Source organism: Arthrobacter globiformis (genome assembly GCF_003261175.1).
GTDB classification, from domain to species: domain Bacteria; phylum Actinomycetota; class Actinomycetes; order Actinomycetales; family Micrococcaceae; genus Arthrobacter; species Arthrobacter globiformis_A.
In genome coordinates, this window is record NZ_QLNP01000062.1 from 149,636 (window position 1) to 175,275 (window position 25,640).

The following is a 25,640-nucleotide window of genomic DNA, read 5'->3' on the forward strand; positions in this document are numbered from 1 at the left end:
CTCACAATAGGGCCTTCGCGAAACCTGCGAATTTCTTGCGGCTCCCTTGATTCCCCGGTCCTAGCGTGATTACGCTCGCTCGCACAACAACTTTCTTTGGGGAAAAACCATGAACGATAATTCCGCTATACCCGCGCGCCCGAGAACCGGCTGGCGTCCTGGTCTGCTTTTCTGGATCGTCACGGCGATCGTCCTGTTTATTCTCTCGGTTGCCGCCATTGCGGGTGGCTTTGCTGCCGTTTTGGTATTTCTGGGAATAATTGCGGTTCTCACGGGACTCTACGCCTTGCTACTCAAACGGCGTACATGGGTGGGCATTCCGCACCGCAAGAGCGCGTTGGCAGTCACCCTCTCTGGGGTCCTCGTGTTTATGCTGGGCGGCATCGCGGCAGCGGGAGCTGCGCCGAGCACTGATGGCAGCCAGGCGGCCCTCGTGGCCGCGCAGGAGACAACGCCCGCGGCCTCGGCCACGCCGACTGAGACGAATCCGGCTGAGACTACCTGCCTGACCGTCGACGAGTCCCAGACCTATAATGGCGAAACCTTCATCTGCACGCAGGGTGACGACGCGCAGCTCGTATGGCTCTCGGAAGCTCAGTCCCGAAAAGTAGTCGAAGCGCGCGAGGCTAAGGCCAAAGTCTTGGCAGCGAAGATTGCAGCTGACAAGGTTGCCGCTCAAAAGGCCGCTGCAAAGGCGGCGGCGGACAAACTTGCCGCGGAAAAGGCAGCAGCCAAGGCAGCCGCGGACAAGCTCGCCGCCGAAAAAGCAGCCGCTCAAGAGGCAGCGGCACGAAAGGCAGCGGAAAAGTCGGCGGCAGATCAGGCGGCGGCTGCGCAAGCGGCAGCGGACCAGGCGGCGGCCCAGGCGGCCGCAGAGCAGGCCGCCCAGCAGGTGGTTGTCCCCGCCGCACCGGCGCCTGCCTCCGTCTACTACAAAAACTGCACCGCCGCTAGGGCCGCAGGAGCTGCACCTGTATACGCAGGTAGCCCTGGATACGCCGCCCACCTCGACCGTGACGGCGACGGCATCGGCTGCGAATAACTAACGCGAATGAGAAACGGGTCCGCCGCTACTGCGGCGGGCCCGTTTCTCATTGTGCACCAAGCAAACCGCGCCCCTACCCCAGCCGCCGCTGCCGGAACATAGGAAACTGCTCCCGCACGCGGGCCACGGTAGCGAGCGAAACCTCCACCGCCCGCACCCCCGGCGCAAGCCCGAGGTCCGCCTCGACATACCCCATCGGATCCACCAGCAGACTCCGTCCTACGGACACCGGCGGGGCCTGGCACACACCAGCCACGTAGACGCCGTTCTCAATCCCCCGCGCCGCGTTTAAAGCCAGCCACTGCTCCGTCTTGTGCGTTCCCGGCACCCACGACGAGCAGACCAGCAAAACCTGGGCGCCGGCGTCGGCCAGGGACCGGGCCAGCTCCGGGAACCGCAGGTCGTAGCAGGTCATCAGCCCGAACCGCGCTCCCCCGGCCTCGAACACCACCGGCTCGGTCGACGGCCCCGGCTTGATGTACGTCGACTCCCCGAAGCCCTGCGCGTCGAACAGGTGGATCTTCCGGTAGACGGCCAGCCGCTCGCCGGAAGGCCCGAAAGCCACCAGCGTGTTGTACGCCCGGCCCTCCTCGCCGGAGGTTTCCACCACCCCCGCCACCAGCGTGATCCCGTGGCGGGCGGCGGTGGCCGCAAGTTCCCGGCAAACCGGCCCGTCCAGCGGCTCCGCCATCGCCGGGAACGAGGCGTCCACCACCTTCTTCTCGTACGTGGCGTACTCCGGGAAGGCCACCAGCATGGCGCCATCCGCGGCGGCGGACGCGGCGAACCGGTCGATCGCGGCCAGGTTGGCGGCAATGTCCGTGCCGGACTCCAGCTGCCCGAGCGCTATCCTCACGCCAGTCCCTTCCGTCCCGTAATCCAACAAAAACCTAGGCGGCGGCCTCCACGGTGGCCTTCTCCGTCGTCGTCATTTCCGGCGGCGCCGCGCGGAAGCCGCGCGTGATCAGCGCCAGCACCACGATGCCCAGCGCCAGCCAGGACAGTCCCAGCGTAATGGCGTTGCTGTCCAGCTGGGAGAGCAGGTAGGCGCAGACGAGGGCGCCCACCGCCGGGACCACCACGTACGATGCAAAGTTCAGCTGCTCCCCGGCACGGCGCCGGCGCACGTAGTGGAACACCACGGACACATTCACCAGCGTGAAGGCGGTGAACGCGCCGAAGTTGATGAACGACGTCGACGTCGCCACGTCCAGGAAAATCGCGATCAGGCCCACGATTCCGGTGACCACCAGGTTCACCACGGGGGTGTGGAACTTCGCGTTCAGCCGGCCGAACACCGCCTTGGGCAGCACCGAGTCGCGGCCCATGGCGTAGACCAGGCGGGAGGCGCTGGCCTGCGCGGCCAGGCCGGAGGCGAACTGCGCCACCACCAGCCCGGCGAGGAACACCGCGCCGAAGAGCTGCCCGCCGATCTGCAGCGCGATCGCGCTGGCCGCGGAGGCCGAGTCCTCGAACACGCCGCCCGGGTGCACCAGCTGCGTAATGTAGGAGACGGCCACGAAAATGCCGCCGCCGATCAGCGCGATGAGCATGATGGCCCGGGGCACGTTCCGGCGCGGGTCCACCGTTTCCTCGGTGAGGGTGGTGACGGCGTCGAACCCGAGGAACGAGTATGCCGCGATGGCCGCGCCGGCGGAGACGGTGGCGAAGCTGGACGTGCCGTTGAAGAACGGCTCCGTGCTGGCCAGGCCGCCCGCGCCGGAGGTGGACACCACGTTGCCGATGGCCAGCGCCACGAAAATCACGATCACCAGCAGCTGGAACGCCATCAGCACGTAGTTGGCCTTGTCCGCCACCTTGATGCCCAGGATGTTCAGCACCGTGGTGACGAGGATGAAGGCAACAATCCACAGCCACATGGGCACGCCCGGGAACTGCGCGTTCAGGTACGAACTGCCGATCAGCCAGATCACCATGGGCAGGAACAGGTAGTCCAGCAGGATCGCCCAGCCCACCAGGAACCCCACCCGGGGATCGATGGACCGGCGCACGTACGTGTACGCGGAGCCGGCCACCGGGTAGGCCACCGCCATCCGGCCGTAGCTGTGCGCCGTGAACAGCATGGCCACCATCGCCACGAGGTAGGCCGACGGCGCCGCCCCGCCCGTGGTCTCGGCGATCAGGCCGAAGATGGCCAGGACGATCAGCGGGGTCAGGTACGCCAGGCCGAACAGCACCAGCGACGGCAGCTTCAGCGTGCGGGTCAGGGTTGGAGTGGTCACGTGGTTGTCCTTAAGCATTGAAAGTGGGGGGCGTCCAGGTCAGCGGATTGATCCGCCCCTGGTAGACGGGAAGTTCGACGGCGGCCTCGCCGTCCCGGAACTGGGACCAGGGACGGTTGAGGTTCTCCGTCCCGTGGGTGCGGACGTGCCCGACGGCGGCCAGGTCCAGGTCCGCCGTGAGCAGCACCCGGGCGTCGTCCCCGGATTCGGCGATGGTGTTGCCCTCGGGGTCGACGATGATGCTCTTGCCCTGGCCGGTGGGGCCGGCGCAGTTGACGCTGACCACAAACACCTGGTTCACGATGGCGTTCGCCTTGGCCAGCACCAGCTCCTGCCGCCGATCCGGGGTGGTGGTCTTGACGACGTTGAGGATCACCTCGGCGCCCATCCAGGCGAGCTGGCGGGACACCTCCGGATACCAGGCGTCGTAGCAGATGTTCAGGCCCAGCCTGCCGATGCCGGCCAGGTCCACGGTGGTGAACCGGTCGCCGGGATCGTAGGGCTCGAACGGGCGCCAGGGGAAGATCTTCCGGTAATAGCCGGCCAGCTCCCCCTCCGGGGAGAGGACCAGCTGGGTGTTGAACAGCTGGCCTTCCGGGCCGCGCTCGCAGACGCTGCCCGGGACGAGCCAGATGCCCAGGTCCGCGGCCAGCTCCTTCAGTTCCTTGACGCGCGGCCCGTCCAGCGGTTCGGCCGCGTCCTGCAGCGCTTCGGTGCGCTGCCGGTCCGGGTTCCCGTCGCCGAAGAGGTGCAGCTCCGGGAAGACCACGAGTTTGCTGTCCGGCTTGGTTTCCAGGGCTACTTTGACCTCTTCGGCGAAGGCCGAGACGGGTTCACCGATGAGCCTGGGCCGGGCCTGGGCAGCAATGAGGGGAAGGATTCGTTGCATGGGTTTTTCTCCGAGCTGGGGTGTGATCTGAGTTATATTAGATCAGAATGATCCAATTATGGGAAGGGGCTGCGGATGGGCCGTAAAGTAGCGGATATGACCCGTCAGTTGGAGGACGCCGCGGGCGCCTCCCCCGCTTCCGCCGGCGACGCCGCTTCGGGCGGCGCCTCGCGCACTGATGCTTCGAGAATTGGATCCAGGGCGCTGGCCGGCATGGACCGCCGCAGCGCGATCGATGCCGTCCGACTGCGCATCGGCATGGCCATTTCGCTCGGACTGCTGAAACCCGGCGAGCGCCTGCCCGACCAGGAGGACGTGGCGCTCGGCCTGTCGGTCAGCCCGATCACGGCCCGTCGGGCCCTGGCGAGCCTGGCGGACCAGGGCGTGGTGGTGCGGCGCCGCGGCCGGGCCGGCGGAACCTTCGTGGCGGACGAGCCGCCGCGGGACGTACTGGCCGAACTGACGGCATCACCCGCCGAGTCCCAGGCGGTGAACCGGCTGGTGGACCGGCGGCTGCTCTTCGAATGCGCGGTGACCCATTACGCGGCCGTCAACGCCACCGCCGAACAGCTGGACGAGCTGGAGCGGCTGACCCGCGAGATGGCGGCGTCGACGGACTGGTCCGGCTACCACCAGGCTGACGAGCAGTTCCACCAGCTGGTGGGCACCGCGTCCTGCCTGGGGACCGCCGTCGGGGTTTACCACGAGACCCTGGCCGAGCTCTATGCCTACTTCATCCCCTACCCCATCGAGCTGCTGCACAAGTCCAACTGCGACCACATCGAGCTGGTGGCAGCGCTGCGGGCACACGACGGAGATACCGCAGTCGAGATCTCCCGCAAGCACGTGGACATCCTGCACCGGACCATGTTCATGGGACTGGCCCCGGGTGGATCCCAACCTGCGCACGCCTGAACCAGTCCGCCGCCCGGCCTGCCGCCCAGTGCGGCACAACACTTCGTGTCCGGATCCGGAATAGGGAAGTCCGGCCACGCGGTTGTGGCAAACATGAAGGCAATCACCTACAGCACCTACGGAAACCCGGACGTCCTCGAATACGGCGATCAGCCGATGCCTAAAGTCGGGCCGGGAATGGTCTTGGTCAAGGTCAGGGCAGCCGCAGTGAACCCTGTGGACTGGAAGATCATGGCCGGCTACCTGGACGCAGTAATGGACCTGGAGTTCCCCGCGATCCCAGGCTGGGACGTGACGGGGGTGGTGGAGTCTGTGGGCATCGATGCCCGGCAGTTCAAGCCCGGCGACGAGGTCATCGCCTATGGCCGCAAGGACTACGTCCACGGCGGAAGTTTTGCCGAGTACATCGCGCTGCCGGAGCGGGTGTTGGCGCGGAAGCCTGCCTCGCTGGGGTGGAACGAATCGGCTGGCCTGCCCCTGGCCGGGCTGACCGCCTATCAGGTCCTCAACCGGCTGGGCCTGAAGGCGGGCGAAACTGTTCTGATCCACGGTGGTTCCGGGGGCGTGGGGTCGCTTGGCATCCAGATCGCCGTAGCCAGGGGCGCCAGTGTCATTGCCACCGCCTCGGAGAAGAACCACGAATTCCTCCGCTCCCTGGGTGCCGAGCCGGTTGCCTACGGGGATGGACTTGCAGACCGCGTGCGTGCGCTGCGCCCTGACGGCGTGGATGTCGTTGCCGATTTCGTGGGTGGAAACCTCGAAGCAACGCTGGCGGTGTTGGCCGAAGGAGGCCGGCATGCTTCGATCGCCGACAGTGAAGCGGAGAAGCATGGCGGTACCTGGATGTGGGTCAGCCCCGTAGGTGCCGACCTGCAGGAACTGGCCGACTTGGTGGACAGCCGGAACATCCATGTTGAAGTTGCCGAAGTCTTCCCGCTGGAACAGGCCGCGGATGCCTTCCGGTCCAACATGGAGGGACATACCCGCGGCAAGATCATCGTTGCCGTGGACCAGGATTCCTGATCCCGCAGTTGGTCGCCTAAGGCCCCGTCCCACCGGACGCACGACGGCGGCACCTAACACTTGGTGCCGCCGTCGTGCGTCCTGCAGGGGTAGCCGGCCGGAGGCTACCGCCTGCTGCGGGCCGTGCTGTCCGTGTCCTCATCCACGCCAGCGTCCGCATCCTGGTATGCCGCGGAGGTGCGGTCATGGGACACTCCGTCACCGAGGACACCGTCGCCAACCCCGCCTCTGCGGGTCTTGGCCAGGCTGGCCCCCGTGGCCACCAGGATGGCGGCAGCGATGAAGAGCAGTGAGAACCAGATGGGGATCTCAGGCACCCACAGGAGCGGCTGGCCACCGTTGATGAAGGACACCTCGTTGACGTGCAGGGCGTGGAAGACCAGCTTTACACCGATGAACGCCAGGATGACGGCCAGGCCCTGCGCGAGGTACACCAGGCGTTCCAGCAGTCCTCCGATGAGGAAGAACAGCTGCCGCAGGCCCATCAGGGCGAAGGCGTTGGCGGTGAAGACGATATACGCCTCGCTCGTCAGGCCGTAGATTGCGGGAATCGAGTCGACCGCGAAGATCAGGTCCACGAAGCCGATGGCAATGATGGTGAGCAGCATCGGCGTCACGAACCGCTTGCCGCCCAGGTTCACAGTGAGCCTGTCCCGGTGGTAGTCCGGGGTGACCGGCAGGACGCGGCGCACGAATTTCATGAACCTGCCGTCGGCTGGGTTGCTGTCATGGCCGCCGAAGGCTTGCCGGTACGCGAGGAAGAGCAGCAGGGCGCCGAAGATGTAGAACACCCAGGAGAAGTTCTCAATCAGCGTGGCCCCGATGGCGATGAAGCCGCCGCGCAGGATGAGGGCGATGATGATGCCCACCATCAGCACCTTCTGTTGGTACTTCCTGGGGACGGCGAACCCTGCCATCACGATGAGGAAGACGAACAGGTTGTCGACGGACAGGGCTTTTTCGGTGAGGTAGCCGGCGAAGTACTCTCCGCCGAACGTCCAGCCCGATACCATGCCAATCCCGACGCCGAACAGCAGCGCCAGTCCGATGTAAAACGCCGACCAGCGCGCCGATTCGGCGATTGACGGTTCGTGGGGTTTGCGGACGTGGGCGAAGAACTCGTAGACAAAGAACAGGATGGTCACGGCGATGGTGATGATCCAGACCAGAGGGGTTACCTGCATGGTGGGTACTCCAAAGGGGTAGGCGTTGACATGTACGCCAAGGTCTCCTCCGCCCGGCTGAGCCGGAGCCGGTGGCCCGGGATGCATCGCTGCATCCGTACTGACGGGCCACTCACAGACGGGAGTACTCCCCTTGATGGGTTAAATCGTAACTGATCAACGTGGCTGACGCCGTCCTCAGCCTTCGTTCCGCTGCTGCTTTTTGGCCTGCCGTGATGTCCATCCCTGCCGATGGAGCCGTTCAAAGCCGTCCAGGAGCAGGTCGAGGGCAAATTCAAACTCAAACTGGTCGTCGCAGCCACGGCCCACAACAGAGCCTTCATCATGCCTCGCTGCGGTGGCCACCTGAAGGATGTTCGGATAGCGTGCCGCGATCTGCTCGAACATTGCAGCCTGCACCTCGGGTGCCACCTCAACAGCGTCTCCCCCACCCCGGCCGGCGGAGTCATCAAACAGCTCTTGGGTGAATCCCCAGATGCGGCTGCCCATGGCGTGCATGACGTGATGGGTGAGGTCCACTGAGAAGCCAGCGGCCAGGAACATGGCGATGAAGGAGTCCATGTAGCCGAGGACGGCGGGGGTCTGGTTGGTTCGTGATTCCAGGACCTGCCGGGCCCACCGGTGCCGCTGGAGCACCGCCCTGGCCGACAGCACCCGCAGCCTGACAGCGTTCTTCCAATCGGCGCCGCCTACCGCAGGGTCGATCTCGGAGATGATTGCCTCGACCATGCCGTCGAGGAGCTCCTCCTTGTTGGCGACGTGCTTGTAGAGCGCCATCGGCACAACGCCCAGTTCCTGCCCGAGCCGGCGCATGCTGAGCTCGTCGAGTCCGGCCTCGTCCGCCAGCGAAACGGCAGCCTGCAGCACCCGGTTTCGGTTCAGCCGCACCCGGCGCTGCCCGTCAATCTGCTGGGTCACGAACCTTCCTTTCCCTGATCCAAACTTACGCCATTGACAGGTGTACTGCGTACACTTTATCCTCCTTCCATAAAGGTGTACGTCGTACACCAACGGGTACGAGGAGTTCCCCATGAATACCAAGCAAGCAGGCACGGATGTCGGCCACCGTCCGGCTGACGCAGGCGGCAGCGGCCGCCCCGGCAGCACGATGAGGGCGGCTACCTACCGCCGGTTCGGCGCACCCGAAGTGGTCCACGTCGAGGAAATCCCCAAGCCGTCACCGCGTCCGGACGAGGTCCTCATCAAAGTCCACGCCAGCACGGTCAGCGCCGCCGACCACCGCGCCCGCAGCCGCACCGTCCCCGCGGGCCTGGGAATCCCGACGGCGCTCGGACTCGGCGCCTTCCGTCCACGGCACAGGGTTTTGGGAATGGACGTCGCGGGCGTGGTCGAAGCCACGGGATCCGCAGTAAGCAGGTTCGGGGTGGGTGACGAGGTGGTCGCCATGCTCGGGGCAAAGTTCGGCGGCCACGCCGAATACGTGACGGTCGTGCAGGACGCAGCCATCACGGCCAAACCGCGGACCATGGGTTTCGAGGAGGCAGTCACGATCGTTTTCGGCGGCCTCACGGCCCGCGGCTTCCTGGCCCGCGCCGACGTCAAACCCGGCGACACCGTCCTCATCAACGGAGCCTCCGGCGCCGTGGGGACAGCCGCGGTGCAGCTCGCCAAGAACATGGGAGCCCATGTCACTGCAGTCTGCAGCAACGGAAACCGCGATCTGGTGACCTCTCTGGGTGCGGACCGGGTGATCGACTACAGCGCCCAGGACTTCGCCGCCGGGGACCACACCTACGACGTGATCGTCGACTGCGTCGGCAACGCCCCCTTCAGCCGGGTATCCGGCAGCCTGAACCCGGGCGGAAAACTGCTTCTCGTCGTCGCCGACCTGAAGGGGATTCTCCAGGCGTCAGCCAACACCCGCAGAAGCGGAAAACTCGTCACTGCCGGCGACCTGAAGCTCAGCTACACCGCCGACGACCTCGCCGACCTCGTCCGCCTCGCGGAAGCGGGCCGGTACCGGCCCGTCATCGACCGGACCTACACCCTTTCCCAGATCGTCCAGGCGCACCGCTTTGTCGATGCCGGACGCAAAAAGGGAAACGCCATCCTCCGCATCGCCGGCGAATAGGAGGCTCCCGTGAACGCCACCGAAAACACCGCCGCCCAGGCTCCAGGTCCTACCGTCAACCACAGGCCCGGTTCCCGACGACGGCCCCGGCATCACTGGCTGGTGCCTGCAGGCCTGATCTTCCTCACGCTCATCCCCATAATCGCCGGAGCGGCACGCCTAACCGAACTGACCGGCGGCGCCACCATCACCCCGAGGAACGAGAGGTTCTTCGCCTCCCCCGTCCCGGTGGTCACGCACATCATCAGCGTCACCGTCTACTCCCTCCTGGGGGCTTTCCAATTCACCCCGTCCCTGCACCGGGGCAGGCGCAGCTGGCACCGCACGGCGGGACGTATCCTGATACCCGCCGGCTTCCTGGCGGCCCTGTCCGGACTGTGGATGGCCCTGTTCTACGCGCTGCCACCCAGCGACGGGCTCCTCCTGCTCATCCTCCGGCTGGTCTTCGGCAGCGCCATGCTGGTGAGCCTGATCCTCGGAGTCCTGGCCATCACCCGCCGGGACTTCGCCAAACACGGCGCCTGGATGACCCGCGCGTACGCCATCGGAATTGCGGCAGGAACACAGGCCCTCATCCTCATCATCCCCGAGCTGCTGACGGGTCCGCCCGATGTGACAAGCCGGGCCGTCCTCATGGGAGCAGCCTGGGTCATCAACCTGGCAGTGGCCGAATACGTCATCCGCCGAGGGTGGGGCACCCCAAAAATGGGGGCGTAGGCGCCCCGTTGCGCAGCCGCCCTGCCTTTGCCTTGCCACGAGGCACCTGCCCTCGCGCGGTTTTCAGGAGTAGGCTGTGGACGTCGGCAGGATTCCTGCGACTCCTTGCCGCGAGGCCGGTTCTCCATTTGAAGAGCTGGCAGTCACCGTGAAAGGGAGACTAATGACTACCGCTTCACACCCCACCCACCACCACGCCATGGGGTTGTCCCTTCACAACACCGCCATGGGTCTTGGTGCGGTTTTCCTGCTGGTCGGCGTCCTCGGGTTCATCCCGGGAATCACCAGCAACTACGGCGCCATGAGCTTTGCCGGGTATGACTCCGGGGCAATGCTGCTCGGAGTGTTCCAGGTGTCCGTGCTGCACAACATCGTCCATTTACTGTTCGGCGCGGCCGGCATCGCAATGGCCCGGACCGCCTCGACGGCCCGCTGGTTCCTGCTTGGCGGCGGCATCGTGTACATCGTTCTGTGGATCTACGGCCTGGTCATTGACATGGACGGGAGCGCCAACTTCGTACCGTTCAACACTGCCGATAACTGGCTCCATCTGATCCTCGGCCTCGCCATGGTCGGTTTGGGCCTCTGGCTCGGCAGGGATGCCATGGACCGGACGAGGGGAACCGCCACGCCCTAGCGCGGACCCGCGGTCCTGAATCAACCAACGACGACGGCCGTCCCCTGAGCGGGCAATCTGGTCTAGGGGGACGGCTGTCGTCATGTTCAAAGATCCCCCCGGCCGCTACAGATAGTCTTCGGCATGTTCGCGGGCGACTTCCAGCAGGGTGGAGTGGAAAGCAACCTCCGCCGGAGCGTAGACCTTGTCCTGGCGCTGGGCCAGCAATACCCGCCGCAGGGGTGCCGCGGAGCCGAGGCTGATGACCCTGACGTCCGGGTGCTGCAGGGCCACAGCAGTCTTGGGCACCATCGCCACGCCCATCCCGACGCTCACCATCGCCTGGGCTTCCTGATAATCATTGGCCAGGAAGCCAATCGTTGGTTCGAACCCCGCCTCATGGGCCGAGCGCTGCAGTACTTCCACCACGGGGTGCGCCTCGGCCCGCACTATCCACGATTCCTTCCGTAGCTCCTCCATGCGGATCTCTTGCCGGTCGGCGAGAGGGTGCCCGCGGGAGAGCAGGAGGACGGTGCTTTCCTGGAACACTTCGGTGGTCCGGATGGAATCGTCATGAAAGCGGTTCCAAGGGTAGTCCCAGAGCAGGCACAGCCCGGTGACTCCCGACTGCAGGTCATCAACAAGCTCCTCGAAGCGTGCACTTCGCAGCGAGAGCCCAATCGCCGGGTACCTCTTCTTGAAGGCCCGGATGACAACGGGCATGAATGACCCGGCGAGAGTCGGAAACGTCCCTACCGTCAGGGAACCGCGTTTCAGGCCCGCGATTTGGTCGAGGTCGGACTGGGCGGCCCGCATCTGCCCGACGATTTTGCGGGCATGGCCGGCAAGCACCTGACCCGCCTCCGTGGGGACCACCCCGCGCGAGCGCCGGGTGAGGAGAGGCTGCCCGACTTCCTGTTCGAGCTTTCGCAGCTGCTGGGAGACTGCCGAGGGCGTGTACAGCATCAGTTCGGCCGCAGCAGTGATCGATCCTTGCTCGACGACCTCCACCAGCAACGCCAGCCGCCGAATATCGAATAAATCTTGGGCTTCATCGTTAAGCACTTGTTTACCCTTCTCCGCAATTGGTTCATTCTATGCAGGCCGCTCTTAAAAGGCAGGAGTTCGGGGGCCATTGGGGGTGGGTTTTCTCTGCGACGCACCATCAGTATCCGTGCAACAGCAGTGAATGAAGCAACACTACATAGGAGGACAGAAATCCAACATTGTCTTCATTTGTGATCTGGCTCATTCTCGAAACAGGAAGTCCGGAACGGTCCGGTCAGTCGAGAAGCAAGGAACGGATCATGAAGATCGAAGCAGAGTGGATGCGCGGAGGCACCAGCAAGTGCTGGGTCTTCGAAACCGGACAGCTGGACGAGACGGGAACCAGCCCGGATGTGCTGCTTCCCCGCCTGTTCGGCAGCCCGGACCATCGGCAGATCGACGGCGTCGGCGGTGCAACCTCCACCACCAGCAAAGCGATGATCCTTCACCGCCCCGCAGACGATGACGTTGATGTCGAGTTCACCTTCGCTCAGGTGGGCATCGAAGAGGCCGCTGTGGATTGGGGCAGCAATTGCGGCAACTGCTCCGCGGTGGTCGGCCTGTACGCCATCGAAAAGGGCTGGGTGGTGCCCACCGGCGACGTCACGCGCATCATTACCCGCAACACCAACACGGGCCAGATCATCATCCAGCGGGTATCCACACCGTCCGGCGCCCTGCCGATCGTCCCGGAAGCACAGATGCCGGGCGTGCCGTTCCCCGGATACCGGGTTGGCCTCGGCTTCCAGGACCCTGCCGGCAAAACCACCGGACAGCTGCTTCCAACAGGTTCTGCCTCAGACACCATCACGGCCGGCGGAACCCGCTGGACCGTCTCCATGGTCGACGCCGGAGCACCAGTAGTCATTCTCCGGGCTGAGGACCTGGGCCTTGACCCGGAGCGGTACGACAGCTGGTCCGCCGGGGTAGAGCTGCAACTGGAGACACTGGAGCACATCCGCCGCCAGGCAGCAGTGCGGATGGGCCTCGCCGCCACCACGGCCGAAGCGGCCCGAGCCGTGCCCAAGGTCGCGATCGCAGCGTCACCCGCCAAGGCCGACGACGAAAGCGACGTCAGCGTCATGATGCTCTCGATGGGCAAGCCCCACCCGGCGCTTGCCATTACCGGAAGCATCGCACTGACCCTCGCCGCCCGTACCCCGGGCACTGTGCTTAACAACATCACCGGCAGCACCGTTCGCCCTACCCTGCGGCTGCAGACACCGGCCGGCGTGATCGAAACCTGGAGCGAGGAACGGGACGGATCGCTGCTCGTCGGCGTCGACCGGACCGCCCGCACCATCGCCACCACCACCATCCACCTCCCCGAGGCCCTCGGCAGCGCCGTCGACGCCTCTTTCGCCAGCGCCACCAACTGACCAGCGCCACTCAACGAGGAGACAGCATCATGACTAAGACTCAAGAACAACCAGCACTCCTGGACACCGACACCCTCGACGACCGCTCCCCGCGGCCCAACCGTCGCCGCCGTATCCTGCTGATGACGGTAGTCGCCACCGCTATTCTGGGTCTGGCCGCCCTCCTGTTCGGGGGTGTCTTGTTCAGCCCCGCGGCCGCCTCGGAATCGGAGCCGACCATGACAGCCACCCAGATCATCCCGCTCGTCATTCTCGTCGTGATGTTCGTCGTCGCCACCAAATGGCCGCTGAACATCGGCGTGATGGGGCTGGTTGCCTCCTTCGGCGTCGGCTACTTCATGCTCGGAATGAGCGACAAGCAGATCCTTGAGGACTTCCCGGCCAGCATCGTCCTGACGATCATCGGCGTCACCTACTTCTTCAGCATGGCCCAGCGAAACGGGTCCATCGACATCATCGTCCAGACCTGCGTCCGCCTGGTCAGGGGCAAGACAATGCTCCTGCCGTGGGTGTTCTTCCTCATGGCCGCCGCACTGACGGCGCTGGGCACCTTCTCCCCGGCCGCCGTCGCACTCCTGGCCCCGGCAGCACTGGGACTTGCCTACGAATCACGCATCCACCCGGTCCTCATGGGCGCCTTCGTCATCAACGGAGCCCACGCCGGCGGCTTCTCCCCGCTGTCCGTCGCCGGCGTGCTGGTGCATGACATCTCCGTGAAAAACGGATTCCCCATCGAGCAGGGCGCGCTGTTCACGGCAAGCTTCGCCCTCAACTTCATCCTTTCGGCCCTGACCATCGTGGTGTTCGCCCTCCTCGGCAAGCTGCGCGACAAGCACGCCAACGAGTACGCCGGCCTGGACACGCCCCGCGCCGGACGTCCCCAGGGCCAGCAGATCTTCACGCTCGCACTGATCGCTGCGATCCTCGTGTGCACCCTGGGCTTCCACATGCCCATCGGATTCGTTGCCCTCTCCGCCGGGCTCCTGCTGGCCTTCGTCAACATCAAGGAACACAAGACCGTTATCGGCGGCGTTTCCTGGTCCACCGTCCTGCTCGTGGCCGGCATGATCACCTACGTCTCACTGCTCCAGCACGTCGGCGTCATCGACACCCTCGCCGAGATGGCCCTCGCCCTGGGAGCACCGCTCCTGATCGCCCTCGTCCTTTGCTACGTCATCGGCGTCGGCTCCGCGTTCGCCTCCTCCACGGCACTGCTGACCGCATTCATCCCCATGGCCGGCCCGCTGCTGGCAACCAGCTCACTGAGCGCCTCCGGAACCGTCGCAGCACTCGCCATCGCGGCCACCGTGGTGGACGTCTCCCCCTTCTCCACCGACGGCGCCCTCGTCGTCGCCAACGCCCGCGACAACGACCGCCAGCGCGTCTACAAGCAGCTCATGATGTACGCCGGCGGCGTGGTCCTCGCGGCGCCGGCCCTGGCCTGGGCCCTGCTGGTACCCACCGGCATCATGTGATCCCCTCCCGGATGGAACTCACCAGGTTTCTGCCGGCCGGTGACCACCGGCCGGCAGGACTGCCGGATACACATCCGGCAAGCGGACGGAACGGCCCTGCACTCCATCGCAACAGGTAGCCCGAAAGCCGGGCGCAGGAATGAACCCGTACGCACCACAGGCAGGGCGGCTCAGCCGCCCTGCCTTTTGGCGTGCCAGGCCCAACGTACCGGAGGAAGAGGCGGCGGTCCGGGCCTGGGTGGCGGCGTAAGGGCAGCGCTCACAGACACGTGAGGCCCCCGTCTTATAGGGGACAGGTCTATCCAGCCGGTGCAGGCTGGCGCAATATAACCCCATGAAAAAACTCATCATGGCCAGTGTCACCGCTGCAGTTCTCGGGTTCGGCACCACCAGCCTGGCAGCCACAGGCACCGCGGCGGCCCCCGAGCCTTCGCCGGGTACCGGACAAATCATCGTCAAGTTCCGCGACAACGGCGCCGCGGCCAGCCTCCTGCGCCGGCAGGGCCTCGGCGAGGGATCCGGCGTCGTGAGCACCGGAGCCCGCGTCGTCAGGGTTCCGGCCGGTAAGGAATCCCAGCTGATCGACGCCCTGAACCGCAACCCCGCAGTTGAGTACGCCGAGCCGGACGAGTCGGTTACTGCCACTACAGCGGACACGTATTTCCCGCGCCAGTACGCCCTGCAGAACACCGGCCAGTCGTTTACCAACACCGCCGGCACGCTGACAGTACCGGCGGGCACGCCGGACGCCGACGTGGACGCCGTCGAAGCGTGGGATGTCACGACGGGCAACGGCATTAAAGTGGCCGTTCTCGATTCGGGAGTCGCAACCGACAACCCGGACATCAACCCGAAGGTTGTCCTCCGGGCCAACTTCAGCGGTGCAACAAGCAATGAAGACAATTACGGCCACGGGACCCATGTTGCCGGCATTGTCGCCGCCACTCACAACAACGAGGGTGTGGCCGGCGTCTGCCCGGGATGCACCATCCTGGCCGGCAAGGTGCTCAACGACAGCGGGGTTGGCTCCAGCTCGGGCCTTGCGAACGGGATCAACTGGGCCGTCAACAATGGCGCCAAGGTGATCAACATGAGCATCGGAGTGCGGGCGTCACGCACCCTCGAAACCGCCGTCAACAACGCCTGGAGCAAGGGTGTGGTGCTGGTTGCCGCAGCAGGCAACGGCGGCAACCAGACCAAGATCTACCCGGGCGCATACCCCAACGTCATCGCCGTTGCCGCTACCGACAACAGGGACGTCAAAGCATCCTTCTCAACCTACGGGGCCAGCTGGGTGGACATCGCGGCACCCGGGGTCAACGTCTACTCGACGTTCCCGAACCACAAGTTCGTGATCGGGACGCAGAACAACCGCTCCTTCGGTTACGACGTGGGCAACGGCACCTCCATGTCCGCACCCATCGTGGCTGCAACTGCCGCTCTTGCCTGGAGCTCACACCCGGGCGCCACGAACACATCAGTCCGCGCAAAGGTGGAATCCAGCGCCGAAGATGTTGCTGGCACGGGCACCTACTGGGCGCATGGCCGGGTGGATACGTTCGAGGCCGTCACCGCCCCGTAGCAACGGCGGTCCGTTGCCGGCCGTCCTGGCCGCCCCCGAGCAGGAAAACCGCTCTGGGGCGGCCTTCGTCATCATCAGACGCGCGATCCTGACCAGGATCGCTTTGGGTCCAGCCGCCGATCAAAGGAGATCATGATGCTGGGAGAACAAATCGGTGAACTCACCGGCTAAACCATCAGCACGCGGGTTCTGGAAGACACTGGCCGCGGTCCGCGCACCGAAGTGACCGACCATCAGGTCGGCACGCTCTGCGGCGCCCAGGTTGACGTCACTGTCACCTACGTCGGCACGATTCGTCCCAGCGGCACAGTCGCCGGCAACGATGACGGTTTTGTCGCCACCGCAGGCCGGCAGACTGCCACCCTAACCGGCCACGGCGTAACCAGTTTCGGTTCGGGGCAACTCACCGGGCGGGGTGCGTTGTTCTGCGAAACCACGTCCGACGAGTTGAGCCGCCTCAACGGGATCGCAGTCCTGTTCGAGTACCAGGTGGCCGACGGCAAGTCCGAGGGCCGCCTGTTCGAGTGGAAGTAGCTGGGAACCGGCTGTATTTCACGGACGGGACCGCAGGTTCCGTCATTGCTCCTGCACCGTGCTCTTGGCATACTGCCTGCATGCCTTTCCTTCCCGCCACCTTCGCCGAGGACGTCACCAATCAGCCCGCGCGTGCACAGTATGACGCGTTCCTTGATGAGCACCGCGCCATGCTCAATGCCTGCCTCGACGGGCTGACCGAAGAGCAGGCACGCCAGTCCCTGGTGCCGTCCCGGACAACGCTGCTGGGCCTGGTCAAGCACGCGACCTTCGTGGAAAAGGTCTGGTTCGACGAAGCGATCACGTGCCGTTCACGCGTGGAAATCGGCATCCCGGCCACGCCGGATGAGTCGTTCATCCTTGCGGACCAGGACACCATCGCCACAATCCAGGCCGCCCACCGCAACGCCTGCGAGGCATCGCGGCAGGCGGCGTCGCAGTTGGACCTCGACGACATGGTCAGCGGCAACCGCCGCGGCCCGCTCCCGCTGCGCTGGGTGTACCTGCACATGCTGCGCGAACTCGCCCAGCACTGCGGGCACGCGGACATCCTGCGCGAGCAGATCCTCAGCCGCTGACAGGGACCGAGGCTGGCCCCCGCCGCCGGCTCGCGCCGTCGGGCATTTCATCAAAACCAAGGCGGGCAGGTTGCTTCCCTACAGCCCGCCCTACTGACCTGCCCCTACTGACCGGGGGCCCGGTAGGACGGGGTCTTTTTTGCCGCCTCGTCGATCTCCTCCGGCGTCAAGAGCGGCTTCAGCCTGACGTTCACGTTGCCGGACGAATTAATCATCAGCGACAGGGCTGCCGCGCCAGCCGGATCGGGGACATCGAAGACGCCCAGGACGTCAGTGTCCCCGAAGGCGTAGTAGAAACTCTCGAGTGAACCGCCAACAGACTTGAGGGCGTCGGTCAGCGCGGCACGCCTCGCCGTCCCGCCTTCGCGCATGAGCCCCTTGATTCCTTCACCCACGTAATTGGCCTCAAACAAATACTTGGTCATGGTCTTTCCTCTTCCGCGATATCCAGGACACAGGCACCCGCGGGCATGCTGGCACCCTCGCCGGCAGGTCCTGGAACAGTCCCCGAATGGGGCCGTGCGCACAGCGTAGGCCCACTTCCGTGCACTGACAACGGTCCTCCGGAAAGTCCGCGGGCGGCTCGGGTTGGCGGCCCGGCGAGCTCCATGGAACCCGTGCCATGGATTCATAATTTAGGTCTATTGCAGCTGGCTGTGGCGGAGTAGGATCCGGCCACAACCATGACGTGCAAAGGGCAGGGCATTGCGATGAAGCGAGCTGTGAAGCACTGCACAACTTTGGTAGCGGCCAGTCTTCTGGCACTCTGCGGGAACGGGGCCGCCAATCCGGCCGAGCAGTTCGCGGCTGGCGCCGGCAATCAAAGCGTGGCGGCTCCCAACAGGTACCCCTTCGAAAGCCAGACCATAGGCAAGGCGCTGCTGAACACCCTGGTCCTCCAAGCGCCACGAGGTCCCGAATTCCATAAGTCCGCCTTTGAATACCCCATAGTCGGGCCCGACGGCTGCACCACCCGCGAAAGGGTAATCATCGACGGCGCCAGCGAGCATACGCTCGCCTCACCCTGCACCGTGCTCTACCCGCAGTGGGTGTCCGTCTGGGACGCGAACGTCCTGGTCGATCCCGCTGATGTGGACGTCGCGCACATGGTCCCACTGGAGGAAGCCTGGTACTCCGGGGCTTGGGCGTGGACAGCCAAACAGCGCCGCGACTTCGCCAACGACCTGACCAACAGCTACTCGCTGAGGGTGCTGACGGAGAGCACGAACGCGGAGCGGGGATCGTCGGACCCGGCCCATTGGTGGCCGACCATCGACGGCTACCGCTGCAACTACGCCGCAGAATGGGTCTGGGTGAAAGCCCGGTGGAACCTCAGCGTAGACCCGGCCGAGTTCGAAGCGCTCATGACCGAACTCGACGAAACCGAGGACAACTACTGCCGTGACAAGCCCGTCTACGTTCCACCCCTCGGCCTTAACCCCGGCCGGGGTCCGGCATCCATCATCGGAGGCATCTTTACCCCGTCCGGCACCCCGTACAGCCACATTGGGGTGCAGGCGTACGACGCACACCACGCCCTGGTCCGCGAGACCCGTGTCCGGGTGGAGGGAAGTTACGAACTGACCGGGCTGCCGCCGGGCAGCTACACCGTCAAGTTCCTCGGCGGCACCAGCGGCACGTCGGACCAGTGGTACAGCGAGGTGCCGGGCGGCCCGCCCGAGGTGATCACGTTGAAGGCCGGCAGCATCGCCAGCGGCATAACGGTGGCGATGGTGGCCGCACCCGGTCCGGCAAGTTCTGCTCCACCGGTTCCGGGCTCGATGCCAGGATAGATTCCGTGGAGGTGGGCAACGATGCTCGAGACTGCGCGCAACACCAGAACTGACAGCCGCCGCGACCTGGTCACCGAACTCCTCGGCCTGTGGCTGCTGCTGGCCGTCTTTCTTGACGGCTGGGCGCACATTAACCTGCCCAGCCTCGAGACGTTCTTCACGCCCTGGCACGCTGCCCTCTACTCCGGCATGCTGGCGACGGCGGCGTGGACCGCCGTCGTGATCTGGCGGAACCGGACACCCGGGCAGCCGCTGCTGCAGGCTGCCCCGCCCGGATACCGCGGGACCGCGGTGGGCGTGGTCCTCTTCGGCCTGGCCGGCGGCCTGGACCTGCTGTGGCACGAGCTCCTCGGCATCGAGGTTTCATTGGATGCCCTGGTCAGCCCCACCCACCTGCTGCTCGGCTTCAGCCTCTTCCTCATCCTGGGCACCGCCGTGCGCAGCGCCCGGGCATCCGGCCACAGCACAACAAAACACAGCGCAGCCGGCCACCCCGCGGACCTGGCGTGGACCCCGGCGGCGATGTTCGCCGTCGTGCTCATGACCGGGCTGGGGGCGTTCTTCCTCGTTTACGCCTCCATCTTCGTCCGGCCGGGGCCGACGGCCGAGTTCACCCCGTTGCCGGTGGGCACGCCCGGCCGCATTCAGGCCGAGATGCCGGTGATCATTACCCTGATGAGCTACCTGCTGACCACGGCGCTGATCGTCGCGCCGTTCCTCTTCACGCTCTCCTCCGCCCGGCGCCCTACCCGCGGAATCGTCACCCTGCTGGTGGTGGCGGCGGCCTGGCTGCCCGTGGTGATGATCGGCCTGCGCCCCTACTCGATCGCCGGGGCCGCGGGGGCGACGGTGGCCGCCGTCGTCGTCGACCTGCTGCTGACCCGGGTGCCGGAAGTCTGGCTGACTCGGAGGCTGCCGGCGGTCACGGCAGGCATCGCAGCACTACTGTGGACGGGCCAGCTCGTGGCGTTCGCGGTGACGGACGCGATCCGCTGGCCGGTCTCGCTCTGGCTGGGCGCGGTGGTGCTCAGCGCCGCGGTAGCCGGAGGCCTCGCCCTCCTCAGCTCCTGGGGAGCGCGACCGGTGCCGGACGCAACGTACCAGGGCGGGGGAACAGCCCGGACGGGACAGCCTCTGTAAACTGGCGGATGCTACGCGAAACGTTCGCGTAAACGATTCCCGAGGGCGGCGACGATGACGACGATGGTAAAAGTGGCCAAGCTTGCCGGCGTCTCCATCTCCACTGTTTCCCACGTCCTGAACGGCACCCGACACGTGGGCGAAGAGACGCGGCAGCGCGTACTGAAAGCCATCGAGGAAACGTCCTACCGCCAGGACGCGCTCGCTCGTGCCATGCGGCGCTCCCGGACGGACAGCATCGGGCTCATAGTTTCCGACGGCGGTGAACCGGCTTTCGCCGAAATGATCCGTGGCGTGGAGGAAACCGCCACCAGCCAGGGCATCACGCTGCTGCTGGCCAATTCCGCCGAAGATCCGCGACGTGAAGCCCGTGCTGTGCGGACCCTGCTGGAGCGCAGGGTTGACGGCATCATTCTCGCCCGTGCAGCCGGCTCCGGACCTGACGCCCTGGCGGAATTCGCCAACCAGGACACTCCGCTGGTGCTGATGGACCGGCTGTCCGAGGACCCGTTCGACCAGGTGGGCGTGGAAAACCGCGAGCCCACCAAGGAGCTCGTGAAGCACCTCCTGTCGCAGGGACATGAGCGGATCCTGCTCGTGGCCGGCGACACCCGCGTCTCCACGCTCCGGGAACGGCACGAAGCCTTCACCGAAGCCATGACCGCTGCCGGGATCCCGGCAAAGAAGCAGATGGCCATCACCACCGCAGAGCCAGAAAAGACCGACGACAGCATCGCCGCCGCGCTGTCGGCCGCCAGCCGTCCCACAGCCCTGATCGCCTGCAGCACCGTCCTGGCCGCGGCCGCGCTTCGGCACGTCCAGCAGCGCGGGCTGCGCATGCCCGAGGACATCGCCTTCGCCACATTCGACGGCTTCGCCTACGCCGAGCTGTTCGAACCCCAGCTCACCACCGTCCGGCAGCCCGCATTCGAGGTGGGGGCCACCGCCGCGGAGCTGCTGACCAAGAGAATCGCCGACAAGGCAGCCGAGCCCTCTATCGTCCGGCTGGCGCCCATGATCGAATACCGGTCCTCCACGGGCGCGCGGTCTGCCTCCTAAAAAACTTCCAGAAAATCTTCCTGTGATCCATTGCACAGCGAAACGTTTGCGCCTACCATCGAAACGTTCGCGCAATCGTTTTTCTAGGAGGAACAGTGGCAACCATCGTCGACGTCGCATCCCTGGCAGGCGTGTCGACGTCGACCGTCTCGCACGTCCTTAACGAAACCCGGCACGTCGAACCGGAGACCAAGGCCCGGGTCATGGACGCCGTGCAGGCGACCGGTTACCGACGGGACGCGCTGGCTCGCTCCATGCGCCGCGCCAGGACCGACTCGATCGGCCTCGTCGTGTCGGACGCCGGGGAGCCGGCCTTCGCGGACATGGTGCACGGCGTGGAAGAGGCCGCGGCACAGCACGGACTGTCCCTGCTGCTGGCGAACTCGGCGGAAGATCCCGCCCGGGAACGCGCTGCGGTGGAGGCCCTCCTCGACCGCAGGGTCGACGGCCTGATCATCGCCCGGGCAGCCGGCTCGAGTGCCGGGTTGCTTGAGCGGATCCGCGGCGAGAAGAAGCCGCTGGTCCTGCTGGACCGGCTCGCGGACCTGGACGTGGACCAGGTGGGGGTGAACAACCGGTCCGCCATGGCTGCCCTGGTTGAACACCTCGCCGACCGCGGCCACGAGCGGATCATGCTCGTCTCGGGCGATCTGCGCGTCTCCTCACTCCGCGAGCGCCATGACGGCTTCCGGGCCGCCATGCAGCGGCTGGGCCTGAAAGCGCGGGAAGGCTTGCTGTGCGAAGGCACGGTCACCGCAGCCGCCACTTTCGACCGGGTCCGGCCACTGCTGGCGGCCGGGCCAAAGCGCCCGACCGCGATCCTGGCCTGCAGCACGCTTCTGGCGGCCGGGGCTCTGCGGGCCGTCCAGCACGAAGGGCTGCGGGTGCCCGGGAACATGGCCTTCGCCACGTTCGACGGCTTCACTTATTCGGACTTGTTCCAGCCCCAGATCACCACCGTCCGCCAGCCGGCGTTCCAACTCGGCGAGAGCGCTGTCAGCTTGCTGCTGCGGCGTCTCGAGAGCCCTTCTGCTCCCACCAGGACCCTCCGGCTCGAATCCGAGATCGAGTTCCGCCGCTCGACCGAATAGCTGCACCACCCAGTACCTGCCCCCTCAAATGACATCCGCACACCCCACCGCATCCCGTCAGCGCGCCTCTGCGCCGCATGCAAAGGAGCATCACATGAGAAAAACAGTCCGCACGTCCATCGCCGCGGCGGCCGCCGCGGCCCTGCTGGCCCTCACCGCCTGCGGAAGCAGCACGGATTCCTCGGCGCCGGCAGCAGACGGACCATACACGGCCCCGGCAAAGGACATCACGGCTACCATCTCCGTCTCCAACTGGGGCGACCCGGGAGACAAAGCCGTGTACGACGGCGTCGCCAAGCGCTTCAAGGAGAAGTACCCGAACGTAACGGTGAACAACAACTTCACCCCCATCACCACATGGACCGAATACGTCAACAAGCTCGTCACCCAGGCCGCAGCAGGGCAGGCGCCGGACGTCATCAACATCGCCACCGAAGGTGTGGAGCTCGGCATGTCCAACGAGCTGTTCACTCCCCTGGACGGCTTCCTCAAGAACGACCCCGAGGCAGCATCCCTGCGGAAAGACATCGACCCGAAACTGCTGGAGGGATTCAGCAAGGACGGCTCCACCTACCTGATGCCCAACACGTTCAACACCATGGTCATCTACTACAACACCAAAATGTTCAAGGCGGCCGGTATCGAACGGCCCAGCGATGACTGGACCTGGGATGACTTCCTGGCGATCGCCAAGAAGCTGACCACGGGCTCCGGCGCTAACAAAGTGTACGGGTTCGCCATGCCGTACTACTCCTTCGGCATCACCCCGTGGCTGTACTCGAACGGCACGTCCATGATGAGCGCTGACCTGCAAACAGCACAGCTCACCGATCCGAAGGTCAAGGAGACACTTGGCTGGGTCCGCGACCTGGTCACCGAGCACGGAGTGTCGCCGCAGCCCAAGGGAGCGGACCCCTACCAGTTGTTCCCCGCGGGCAAGGCAGCCATGACCGGCGCCGGCCACTTCGTCACGGGCGGGTTCGCGAAGGCAGGCTTCTCCGACTACGACATCCTCCCGTGGCCGAAGGGAACCACCAAGTCCACGGTGTTCGGCGCCGGAGCGTTCGCCATCTCCAAGACATCCGAGAACCCGGCGCTGTCCTGGGAGTTCATCAAGATGCTCACCGACCAGCAGACGCAGAAGCAATGGGCCGACGCCGGCGCCGCCGTTCCGTCCACCAAGACTGCCGCTTCAACACCGGAGTTCCTTGCCTCCCCAAAGCACGCGGACGAGTTCTATAACTCCCTGTCCTACGCCAAGCCGGTAGCTGCTCCCCGCGCCTACAACGTGCTGGACCCCGCGTTCATGCGGGCCATGGACGAGATCATGTCCGGCCAGGACATCGGCTCCTCGCTGGAAAAGGCCGAAAAGGATGTTGAGGAGGCGTTGCAGCAGTGACTGTCACCGCCCACAAGACCGCGCCACTGCCTGCGCCCCCTTCCGGGCGCGGGAGGCGCCCCGCGCACCTCAGCGGCGCCCGCCGTCGGGAAGCCCTCACCGGGTACGCCTTCACGGCACCCACCGTCATCGGGTTCCTGGTTTTCGTCCTGGGACCACTGGTCGCCGCCCTCTACCTCAGCCTCACCAAGTACAACATCCTGACGGCACCGAAGTTCGTGGGCCTCGACAACTACGCCCGGATGTTCCGGGACGAACGGCTGGCCACCACCTACGGCAACACGGTCCTCTACGTCGGGGCCGCCGTCGTCCTTATCAACGGCTTCGCGCTCCTGTTCGCCGTCCTGATCAACCAGCGGCTCCCCCGGGCCCTGACCTACGTGTTCCGCTCGGCGTATTTCTTTCCCTACCTCGTGGCCCTCGTGTACGTGTCCATCATCTGGCAGGCACTGTTCCAGAAGGATACGGGCATCCTGAATTACTACATCACCGCTATGGGTGGGGAACGGATCGACTGGCTCAACAGTTCCGAGTTCTCCAAGGTCTCCGTGATCATCGTGGACACTTGGCGGAACGTGGGGTTCGCCATGCTGATCTACGTGGCAGCCCTGCAGGAAGTCCCCAAGGACATGGTAGAGGCCGCCCGCATGGACGGAGCCAACGAATGGCAGGTCTTCCGCCGGATCGTCCTGCCGATGATCAGCCAGGCAACGTTCTTCAACATCACCATCACCATCATCGGCGCGTTCCAGATCTACGAATCCATCATCGTGCTGACCAGGGGCGGCCCGGGCGATGCCAGCCGCAGCGTGGTCATGTACATCGCCGAGGTGGCCTTTAACAAGTTCGACATGGGCTATGCCTCAGCTATCGCGGTGACACTGTTCCTGATCATCATGCTGGTGACCATGGTCCAGTTCCGCCTCAGGAAGTCATGGGTGAACAATGAGTAATCTCAACGCCCCAATCCTTGCGTCCCGCAAAGGTGCCGGAAAAGCCGTACGACGGCGGCCCGGCGTCGGGAAGTCCGTTTCCGTGGCTCTCCTGATCCTCGGTGCCATCGGCATGGTGGCCCCCTTCCTGTGGATGTTCACCACATCGCTCCGGGACGCCAGCCACGCGTACGACCTGCCGCCGCAGTGGCTGCCCACGGAATGGGACTGGTCCAACTATGCCGGGGCCGTCACGGGACCCGTGCCTATCCTCCGGAACATGTTCAACAGCGCAGTCATCGCCATCGCGGTGAGCGTCGGCATGATCATCACGGCACCCATGGCGGGATATGCCTTCGCCAAGCTGGAATTCCCCGGCCGCAACTCGATCTTTGTGGGACTGCTGTCCTCGCTGATGGTGCCGGCTCAGGTGACCATCATTCCGCTGTTCCTCCTGATGCGGACGTTCGGCCTCCTGGACAACCCGCTCAGCCTGATCCTGCCCGGCATCACCGGGGCACTGGGCGTATTCCTGCTCCGGCAGTTCTTCCTGGGGCTGCCGCAGGAAATCATCGACGCCGCCCGAATGGACGGTGCCACCGCGTGGCAGACCTATCGCCTGATCGCGCTGCCCCTGGCCAAGAACGCAGTCAGCACGCTCGGCGTCATCACGTTCCTGGGCAGCTGGAATGCCTACTTCGCCCCGTCAATCTTCCTCAACAGCACCGACACCGCCACCCTCCCGCTGGGCCTGGTCCTGATGCTCGGCCCCTACGGCGCAGGGAACGTGGCCCAGGTGATGGCGGCAACCACCATCGCGATCGCCCCGGCACTCATCGTCTTCCTCGTGGCCCAGCGGTGGATCATCGCAAGCCTCACCCAGTCAGCCGTCAAAGGCTAAAACACC

The 25,640-nt window shown here is 65.4% G+C and carries 25 protein-coding genes; 18 read left to right on the forward strand and 7 right to left on the reverse strand.

Features of this window, described 5'->3' with window-relative positions:
• Window positions 1-109 precede the first annotated feature (109 nt).
• Window positions 110-1,042, forward strand: coding sequence for an excalibur calcium-binding domain-containing protein (locus tag DBZ45_RS04955; RefSeq protein ID WP_223256931.1), 933 nt, complete (start codon window positions 110-112; stop codon window positions 1,040-1,042).
• A gap of 76 nt (window positions 1,043-1,118) precedes the next feature.
• Here the strand turns inward: DBZ45_RS04955 and DBZ45_RS04960 are convergent, their stop codons facing one another.
• From DBZ45_RS04960 to DBZ45_RS04970, 3 genes are read right to left on the reverse strand one after another with little or no spacing between them, the layout of a single operon-like run.
• The gene (locus DBZ45_RS04960; RefSeq protein ID WP_111902827.1) at window positions 1,119-1,901 is read right to left on the reverse strand and encodes a carbon-nitrogen hydrolase family protein; all 783 of its coding nucleotides are present in this window, start codon (window positions 1,899-1,901) and stop codon (window positions 1,119-1,121) included.
• 34 nt (window positions 1,902-1,935) lie between these two features.
• A complete protein-coding gene (locus DBZ45_RS04965) occupies window positions 1,936-3,288 on the reverse strand; it encodes an APC family permease (RefSeq protein ID WP_223256932.1) in 1,353 nt (450 codons plus the stop codon).
• Between the two features lie 10 nt (window positions 3,289-3,298).
• Window positions 3,299-4,177, reverse strand: a complete 879-nt coding sequence (locus DBZ45_RS04970) for a carbon-nitrogen hydrolase family protein (protein ID WP_190243015.1) — start codon at window positions 4,175-4,177, stop codon at window positions 3,299-3,301.
• Between the two features lie 96 nt (window positions 4,178-4,273).
• Here DBZ45_RS04970 and DBZ45_RS04975 point away from each other — a divergent pair, with 96 nt between their 5' ends.
• Together DBZ45_RS04975 and DBZ45_RS04980 are read left to right on the forward strand one after the other, a co-directional pair.
• Window positions 4,274-5,092, forward strand: coding sequence for a FadR/GntR family transcriptional regulator (locus tag DBZ45_RS04975; protein ID WP_111902829.1), 819 nt, complete (start codon window positions 4,274-4,276; stop codon window positions 5,090-5,092).
• Window positions 5,093-5,185: 93 nt separating this feature from the next.
• Window positions 5,186-6,115 (forward strand): NADP-dependent oxidoreductase, encoded by a 930-nt coding sequence (locus DBZ45_RS04980; protein ID WP_111902830.1) that lies wholly within the window; start codon window positions 5,186-5,188, stop codon window positions 6,113-6,115.
• 104 nt (window positions 6,116-6,219) lie between these two features.
• On the opposite strand, the gene DBZ45_RS04985 is transcribed toward DBZ45_RS04980, so the two are convergent.
• Window positions 6,220-7,299, reverse strand: coding sequence for a TerC family protein (locus DBZ45_RS04985; protein ID WP_111902831.1), 1,080 nt, complete (start codon window positions 7,297-7,299; stop codon window positions 6,220-6,222).
• Between the two features lie 177 nt (window positions 7,300-7,476).
• The gene (locus tag DBZ45_RS04990) at window positions 7,477-8,217 is read right to left on the reverse strand and encodes a TetR/AcrR family transcriptional regulator (RefSeq protein ID WP_111902832.1); all 741 of its coding nucleotides are present in this window, start codon (window positions 8,215-8,217) and stop codon (window positions 7,477-7,479) included.
• A 112-nt stretch (window positions 8,218-8,329) separates the two neighbouring features.
• Here DBZ45_RS04990 and DBZ45_RS04995 point away from each other — a divergent pair, with 112 nt between their 5' ends.
• The 3 genes from DBZ45_RS04995 (at window position 8,330) to DBZ45_RS05005 (ending at window position 10,745) form a co-directional block, all read left to right on the forward strand.
• Window positions 8,330-9,391, forward strand: coding sequence for an NAD(P)-dependent alcohol dehydrogenase (locus DBZ45_RS04995; protein ID WP_223256933.1), 1,062 nt, complete (start codon window positions 8,330-8,332; stop codon window positions 9,389-9,391).
• A gap of 9 nt (window positions 9,392-9,400) precedes the next feature.
• Window positions 9,401-10,108, forward strand: coding sequence for a DUF2306 domain-containing protein (locus DBZ45_RS05000; protein WP_111902833.1), 708 nt, complete (start codon window positions 9,401-9,403; stop codon window positions 10,106-10,108).
• 163 nt (window positions 10,109-10,271) lie between these two features.
• Entirely contained in the window at window positions 10,272-10,745 is a 474-nt protein-coding gene (locus tag DBZ45_RS05005; protein WP_111902834.1) for a DUF4383 domain-containing protein, read from the forward strand.
• A 105-nt stretch (window positions 10,746-10,850) separates the two neighbouring features.
• Here DBZ45_RS05005 and DBZ45_RS05010 read toward each other — a convergent pair whose 3' ends face one another.
• Window positions 10,851-11,789 carry a LysR family transcriptional regulator gene (locus DBZ45_RS05010; protein WP_111902835.1) on the reverse strand — a complete coding sequence of 313 codons (939 nt, stop codon included), beginning with the start codon at window positions 11,787-11,789 and terminating at the stop codon, window positions 10,851-10,853.
• A 242-nt stretch (window positions 11,790-12,031) separates the two neighbouring features.
• Between DBZ45_RS05010 and DBZ45_RS05015 the strand changes: the two genes are divergently transcribed.
• From DBZ45_RS05015 to DBZ45_RS05035, 5 genes are all read left to right on the forward strand, one after another.
• Window positions 12,032-13,150 carry a PrpF domain-containing protein gene (locus tag DBZ45_RS05015; protein ID WP_111902836.1) on the forward strand — a complete coding sequence of 373 codons (1,119 nt, stop codon included), beginning with the start codon at window positions 12,032-12,034 and terminating at the stop codon, window positions 13,148-13,150.
• Window positions 13,151-13,179: 29 nt separating this feature from the next.
• Window positions 13,180-14,625, forward strand: coding sequence for an SLC13 family permease (locus tag DBZ45_RS05020; RefSeq protein WP_111902837.1), 1,446 nt, complete (start codon window positions 13,180-13,182; stop codon window positions 14,623-14,625).
• A 334-nt stretch (window positions 14,626-14,959) separates the two neighbouring features.
• Window positions 14,960-16,207 (forward strand): S8 family serine peptidase, encoded by a 1,248-nt coding sequence (locus tag DBZ45_RS05025; protein ID WP_111902838.1) that lies wholly within the window; start codon window positions 14,960-14,962, stop codon window positions 16,205-16,207.
• 222 nt (window positions 16,208-16,429) lie between these two features.
• Window positions 16,430-16,741, forward strand: a complete 312-nt coding sequence (locus tag DBZ45_RS05030) for a hypothetical protein (RefSeq protein WP_111902839.1) — start codon at window positions 16,430-16,432, stop codon at window positions 16,739-16,741.
• Window positions 16,742-16,821: 80 nt separating this feature from the next.
• The gene (locus DBZ45_RS05035; RefSeq protein ID WP_111902840.1) at window positions 16,822-17,319 is read left to right on the forward strand and encodes a DinB family protein; all 498 of its coding nucleotides are present in this window, start codon (window positions 16,822-16,824) and stop codon (window positions 17,317-17,319) included.
• A 104-nt stretch (window positions 17,320-17,423) separates the two neighbouring features.
• Here the strand turns inward: DBZ45_RS05035 and DBZ45_RS05040 are convergent, their stop codons facing one another.
• A complete protein-coding gene (locus tag DBZ45_RS05040; protein WP_111902841.1) occupies window positions 17,424-17,744 on the reverse strand; it encodes a GYD domain-containing protein in 321 nt (106 codons plus the stop codon).
• A gap of 297 nt (window positions 17,745-18,041) precedes the next feature.
• Between DBZ45_RS05040 and DBZ45_RS05045 the strand changes: the two genes are divergently transcribed.
• The 7 genes from DBZ45_RS05045 (at window position 18,042) to DBZ45_RS05075 (ending at window position 25,634) form a co-directional block, all read left to right on the forward strand.
• A complete protein-coding gene (locus DBZ45_RS05045) occupies window positions 18,042-19,112 on the forward strand; it encodes a GmrSD restriction endonuclease domain-containing protein (protein ID WP_190243016.1) in 1,071 nt (356 codons plus the stop codon).
• Window positions 19,113-19,133: 21 nt separating this feature from the next.
• Window positions 19,134-20,252, forward strand: coding sequence for a hypothetical protein (locus DBZ45_RS05050; RefSeq protein ID WP_111902843.1), 1,119 nt, complete (start codon window positions 19,134-19,136; stop codon window positions 20,250-20,252).
• A 54-nt stretch (window positions 20,253-20,306) separates the two neighbouring features.
• A complete protein-coding gene (locus tag DBZ45_RS05055) occupies window positions 20,307-21,311 on the forward strand; it encodes a LacI family DNA-binding transcriptional regulator (protein ID WP_111902844.1) in 1,005 nt (334 codons plus the stop codon).
• A 95-nt stretch (window positions 21,312-21,406) separates the two neighbouring features.
• On the forward strand, window positions 21,407-22,402 hold the full coding sequence (locus DBZ45_RS05060; protein WP_111902845.1) for a LacI family DNA-binding transcriptional regulator: 996 nt from the start codon (window positions 21,407-21,409) through the stop codon (window positions 22,400-22,402).
• Between the two features lie 94 nt (window positions 22,403-22,496).
• Window positions 22,497-23,801 carry an ABC transporter substrate-binding protein gene (locus DBZ45_RS05065; protein WP_190243017.1) on the forward strand — a complete coding sequence of 435 codons (1,305 nt, stop codon included), beginning with the start codon at window positions 22,497-22,499 and terminating at the stop codon, window positions 23,799-23,801.
• Window positions 23,798-24,754, forward strand: a complete 957-nt coding sequence (locus tag DBZ45_RS05070; protein ID WP_111902847.1) for a carbohydrate ABC transporter permease — start codon at window positions 23,798-23,800, stop codon at window positions 24,752-24,754. The genes DBZ45_RS05065 and DBZ45_RS05070 overlap by 4 nt, the downstream gene beginning before the upstream one ends.
• Window positions 24,747-25,634: a carbohydrate ABC transporter permease gene (locus DBZ45_RS05075; protein WP_111902848.1), complete on the forward strand. Its 888-nt coding sequence runs from the start codon at window positions 24,747-24,749 to the stop codon at window positions 25,632-25,634. The genes DBZ45_RS05070 and DBZ45_RS05075 overlap by 8 nt, the downstream gene beginning before the upstream one ends.
• Window positions 25,635-25,640: the final 6 nt, after the last annotated feature.

What these genes read in the sequence shown, in the direction of transcription:
- DBZ45_RS05075 (WP_111902848.1), top strand. Translation starts at nt 24,747, where the DNA reads ATGAGTAATCTCAACGCCCCAATCCTTGCGTCCCGCAAAGGTGCCGGA.
- DBZ45_RS05020 (WP_111902837.1), top strand. Translation starts at nt 13,180, where the DNA reads ATGACTAAGACTCAAGAACAACCAGCACTCCTGGACACCGACACCCTC.
- DBZ45_RS05015 (WP_111902836.1), top strand. Translation starts at nt 12,032, where the DNA reads ATGAAGATCGAAGCAGAGTGGATGCGCGGAGGCACCAGCAAGTGCTGG.
- DBZ45_RS05055 (WP_111902844.1), top strand. Translation starts at nt 20,307, where the DNA reads ATGACGACGATGGTAAAAGTGGCCAAGCTTGCCGGCGTCTCCATCTCC.
- DBZ45_RS05025 (WP_111902838.1), top strand. Translation starts at nt 14,960, where the DNA reads ATGAAAAAACTCATCATGGCCAGTGTCACCGCTGCAGTTCTCGGGTTC.
- DBZ45_RS04970 (WP_190243015.1), bottom strand. Translation starts at nt 4,177, where the DNA reads ATGCAACGAATCCTTCCCCTCATTGCTGCCCAGGCCCGGCCCAGGCTC.
- DBZ45_RS04995 (WP_223256933.1), top strand. Translation starts at nt 8,330, where the DNA reads ATGAATACCAAGCAAGCAGGCACGGATGTCGGCCACCGTCCGGCTGAC.
- DBZ45_RS04980 (WP_111902830.1), top strand. Translation starts at nt 5,186, where the DNA reads ATGAAGGCAATCACCTACAGCACCTACGGAAACCCGGACGTCCTCGAA.
- DBZ45_RS04955 (WP_223256931.1), top strand. Translation starts at nt 110, where the DNA reads ATGAACGATAATTCCGCTATACCCGCGCGCCCGAGAACCGGCTGGCGT.
- DBZ45_RS05035 (WP_111902840.1), top strand. Translation starts at nt 16,822, where the DNA reads ATGCCTTTCCTTCCCGCCACCTTCGCCGAGGACGTCACCAATCAGCCC.
- DBZ45_RS05040 (WP_111902841.1), bottom strand. Translation starts at nt 17,744, where the DNA reads ATGACCAAGTATTTGTTTGAGGCCAATTACGTGGGTGAAGGAATCAAG.
- DBZ45_RS04985 (WP_111902831.1), bottom strand. Translation starts at nt 7,299, where the DNA reads ATGCAGGTAACCCCTCTGGTCTGGATCATCACCATCGCCGTGACCATC.
- DBZ45_RS05065 (WP_190243017.1), top strand. Translation starts at nt 22,497, where the DNA reads ATGAGAAAAACAGTCCGCACGTCCATCGCCGCGGCGGCCGCCGCGGCC.
- DBZ45_RS05050 (WP_111902843.1), top strand. Translation starts at nt 19,134, where the DNA reads ATGCTCGAGACTGCGCGCAACACCAGAACTGACAGCCGCCGCGACCTG.
- DBZ45_RS05005 (WP_111902834.1), top strand. Translation starts at nt 10,272, where the DNA reads ATGACTACCGCTTCACACCCCACCCACCACCACGCCATGGGGTTGTCC.
- DBZ45_RS04975 (WP_111902829.1), top strand. Translation starts at nt 4,274, where the DNA reads ATGACCCGTCAGTTGGAGGACGCCGCGGGCGCCTCCCCCGCTTCCGCC.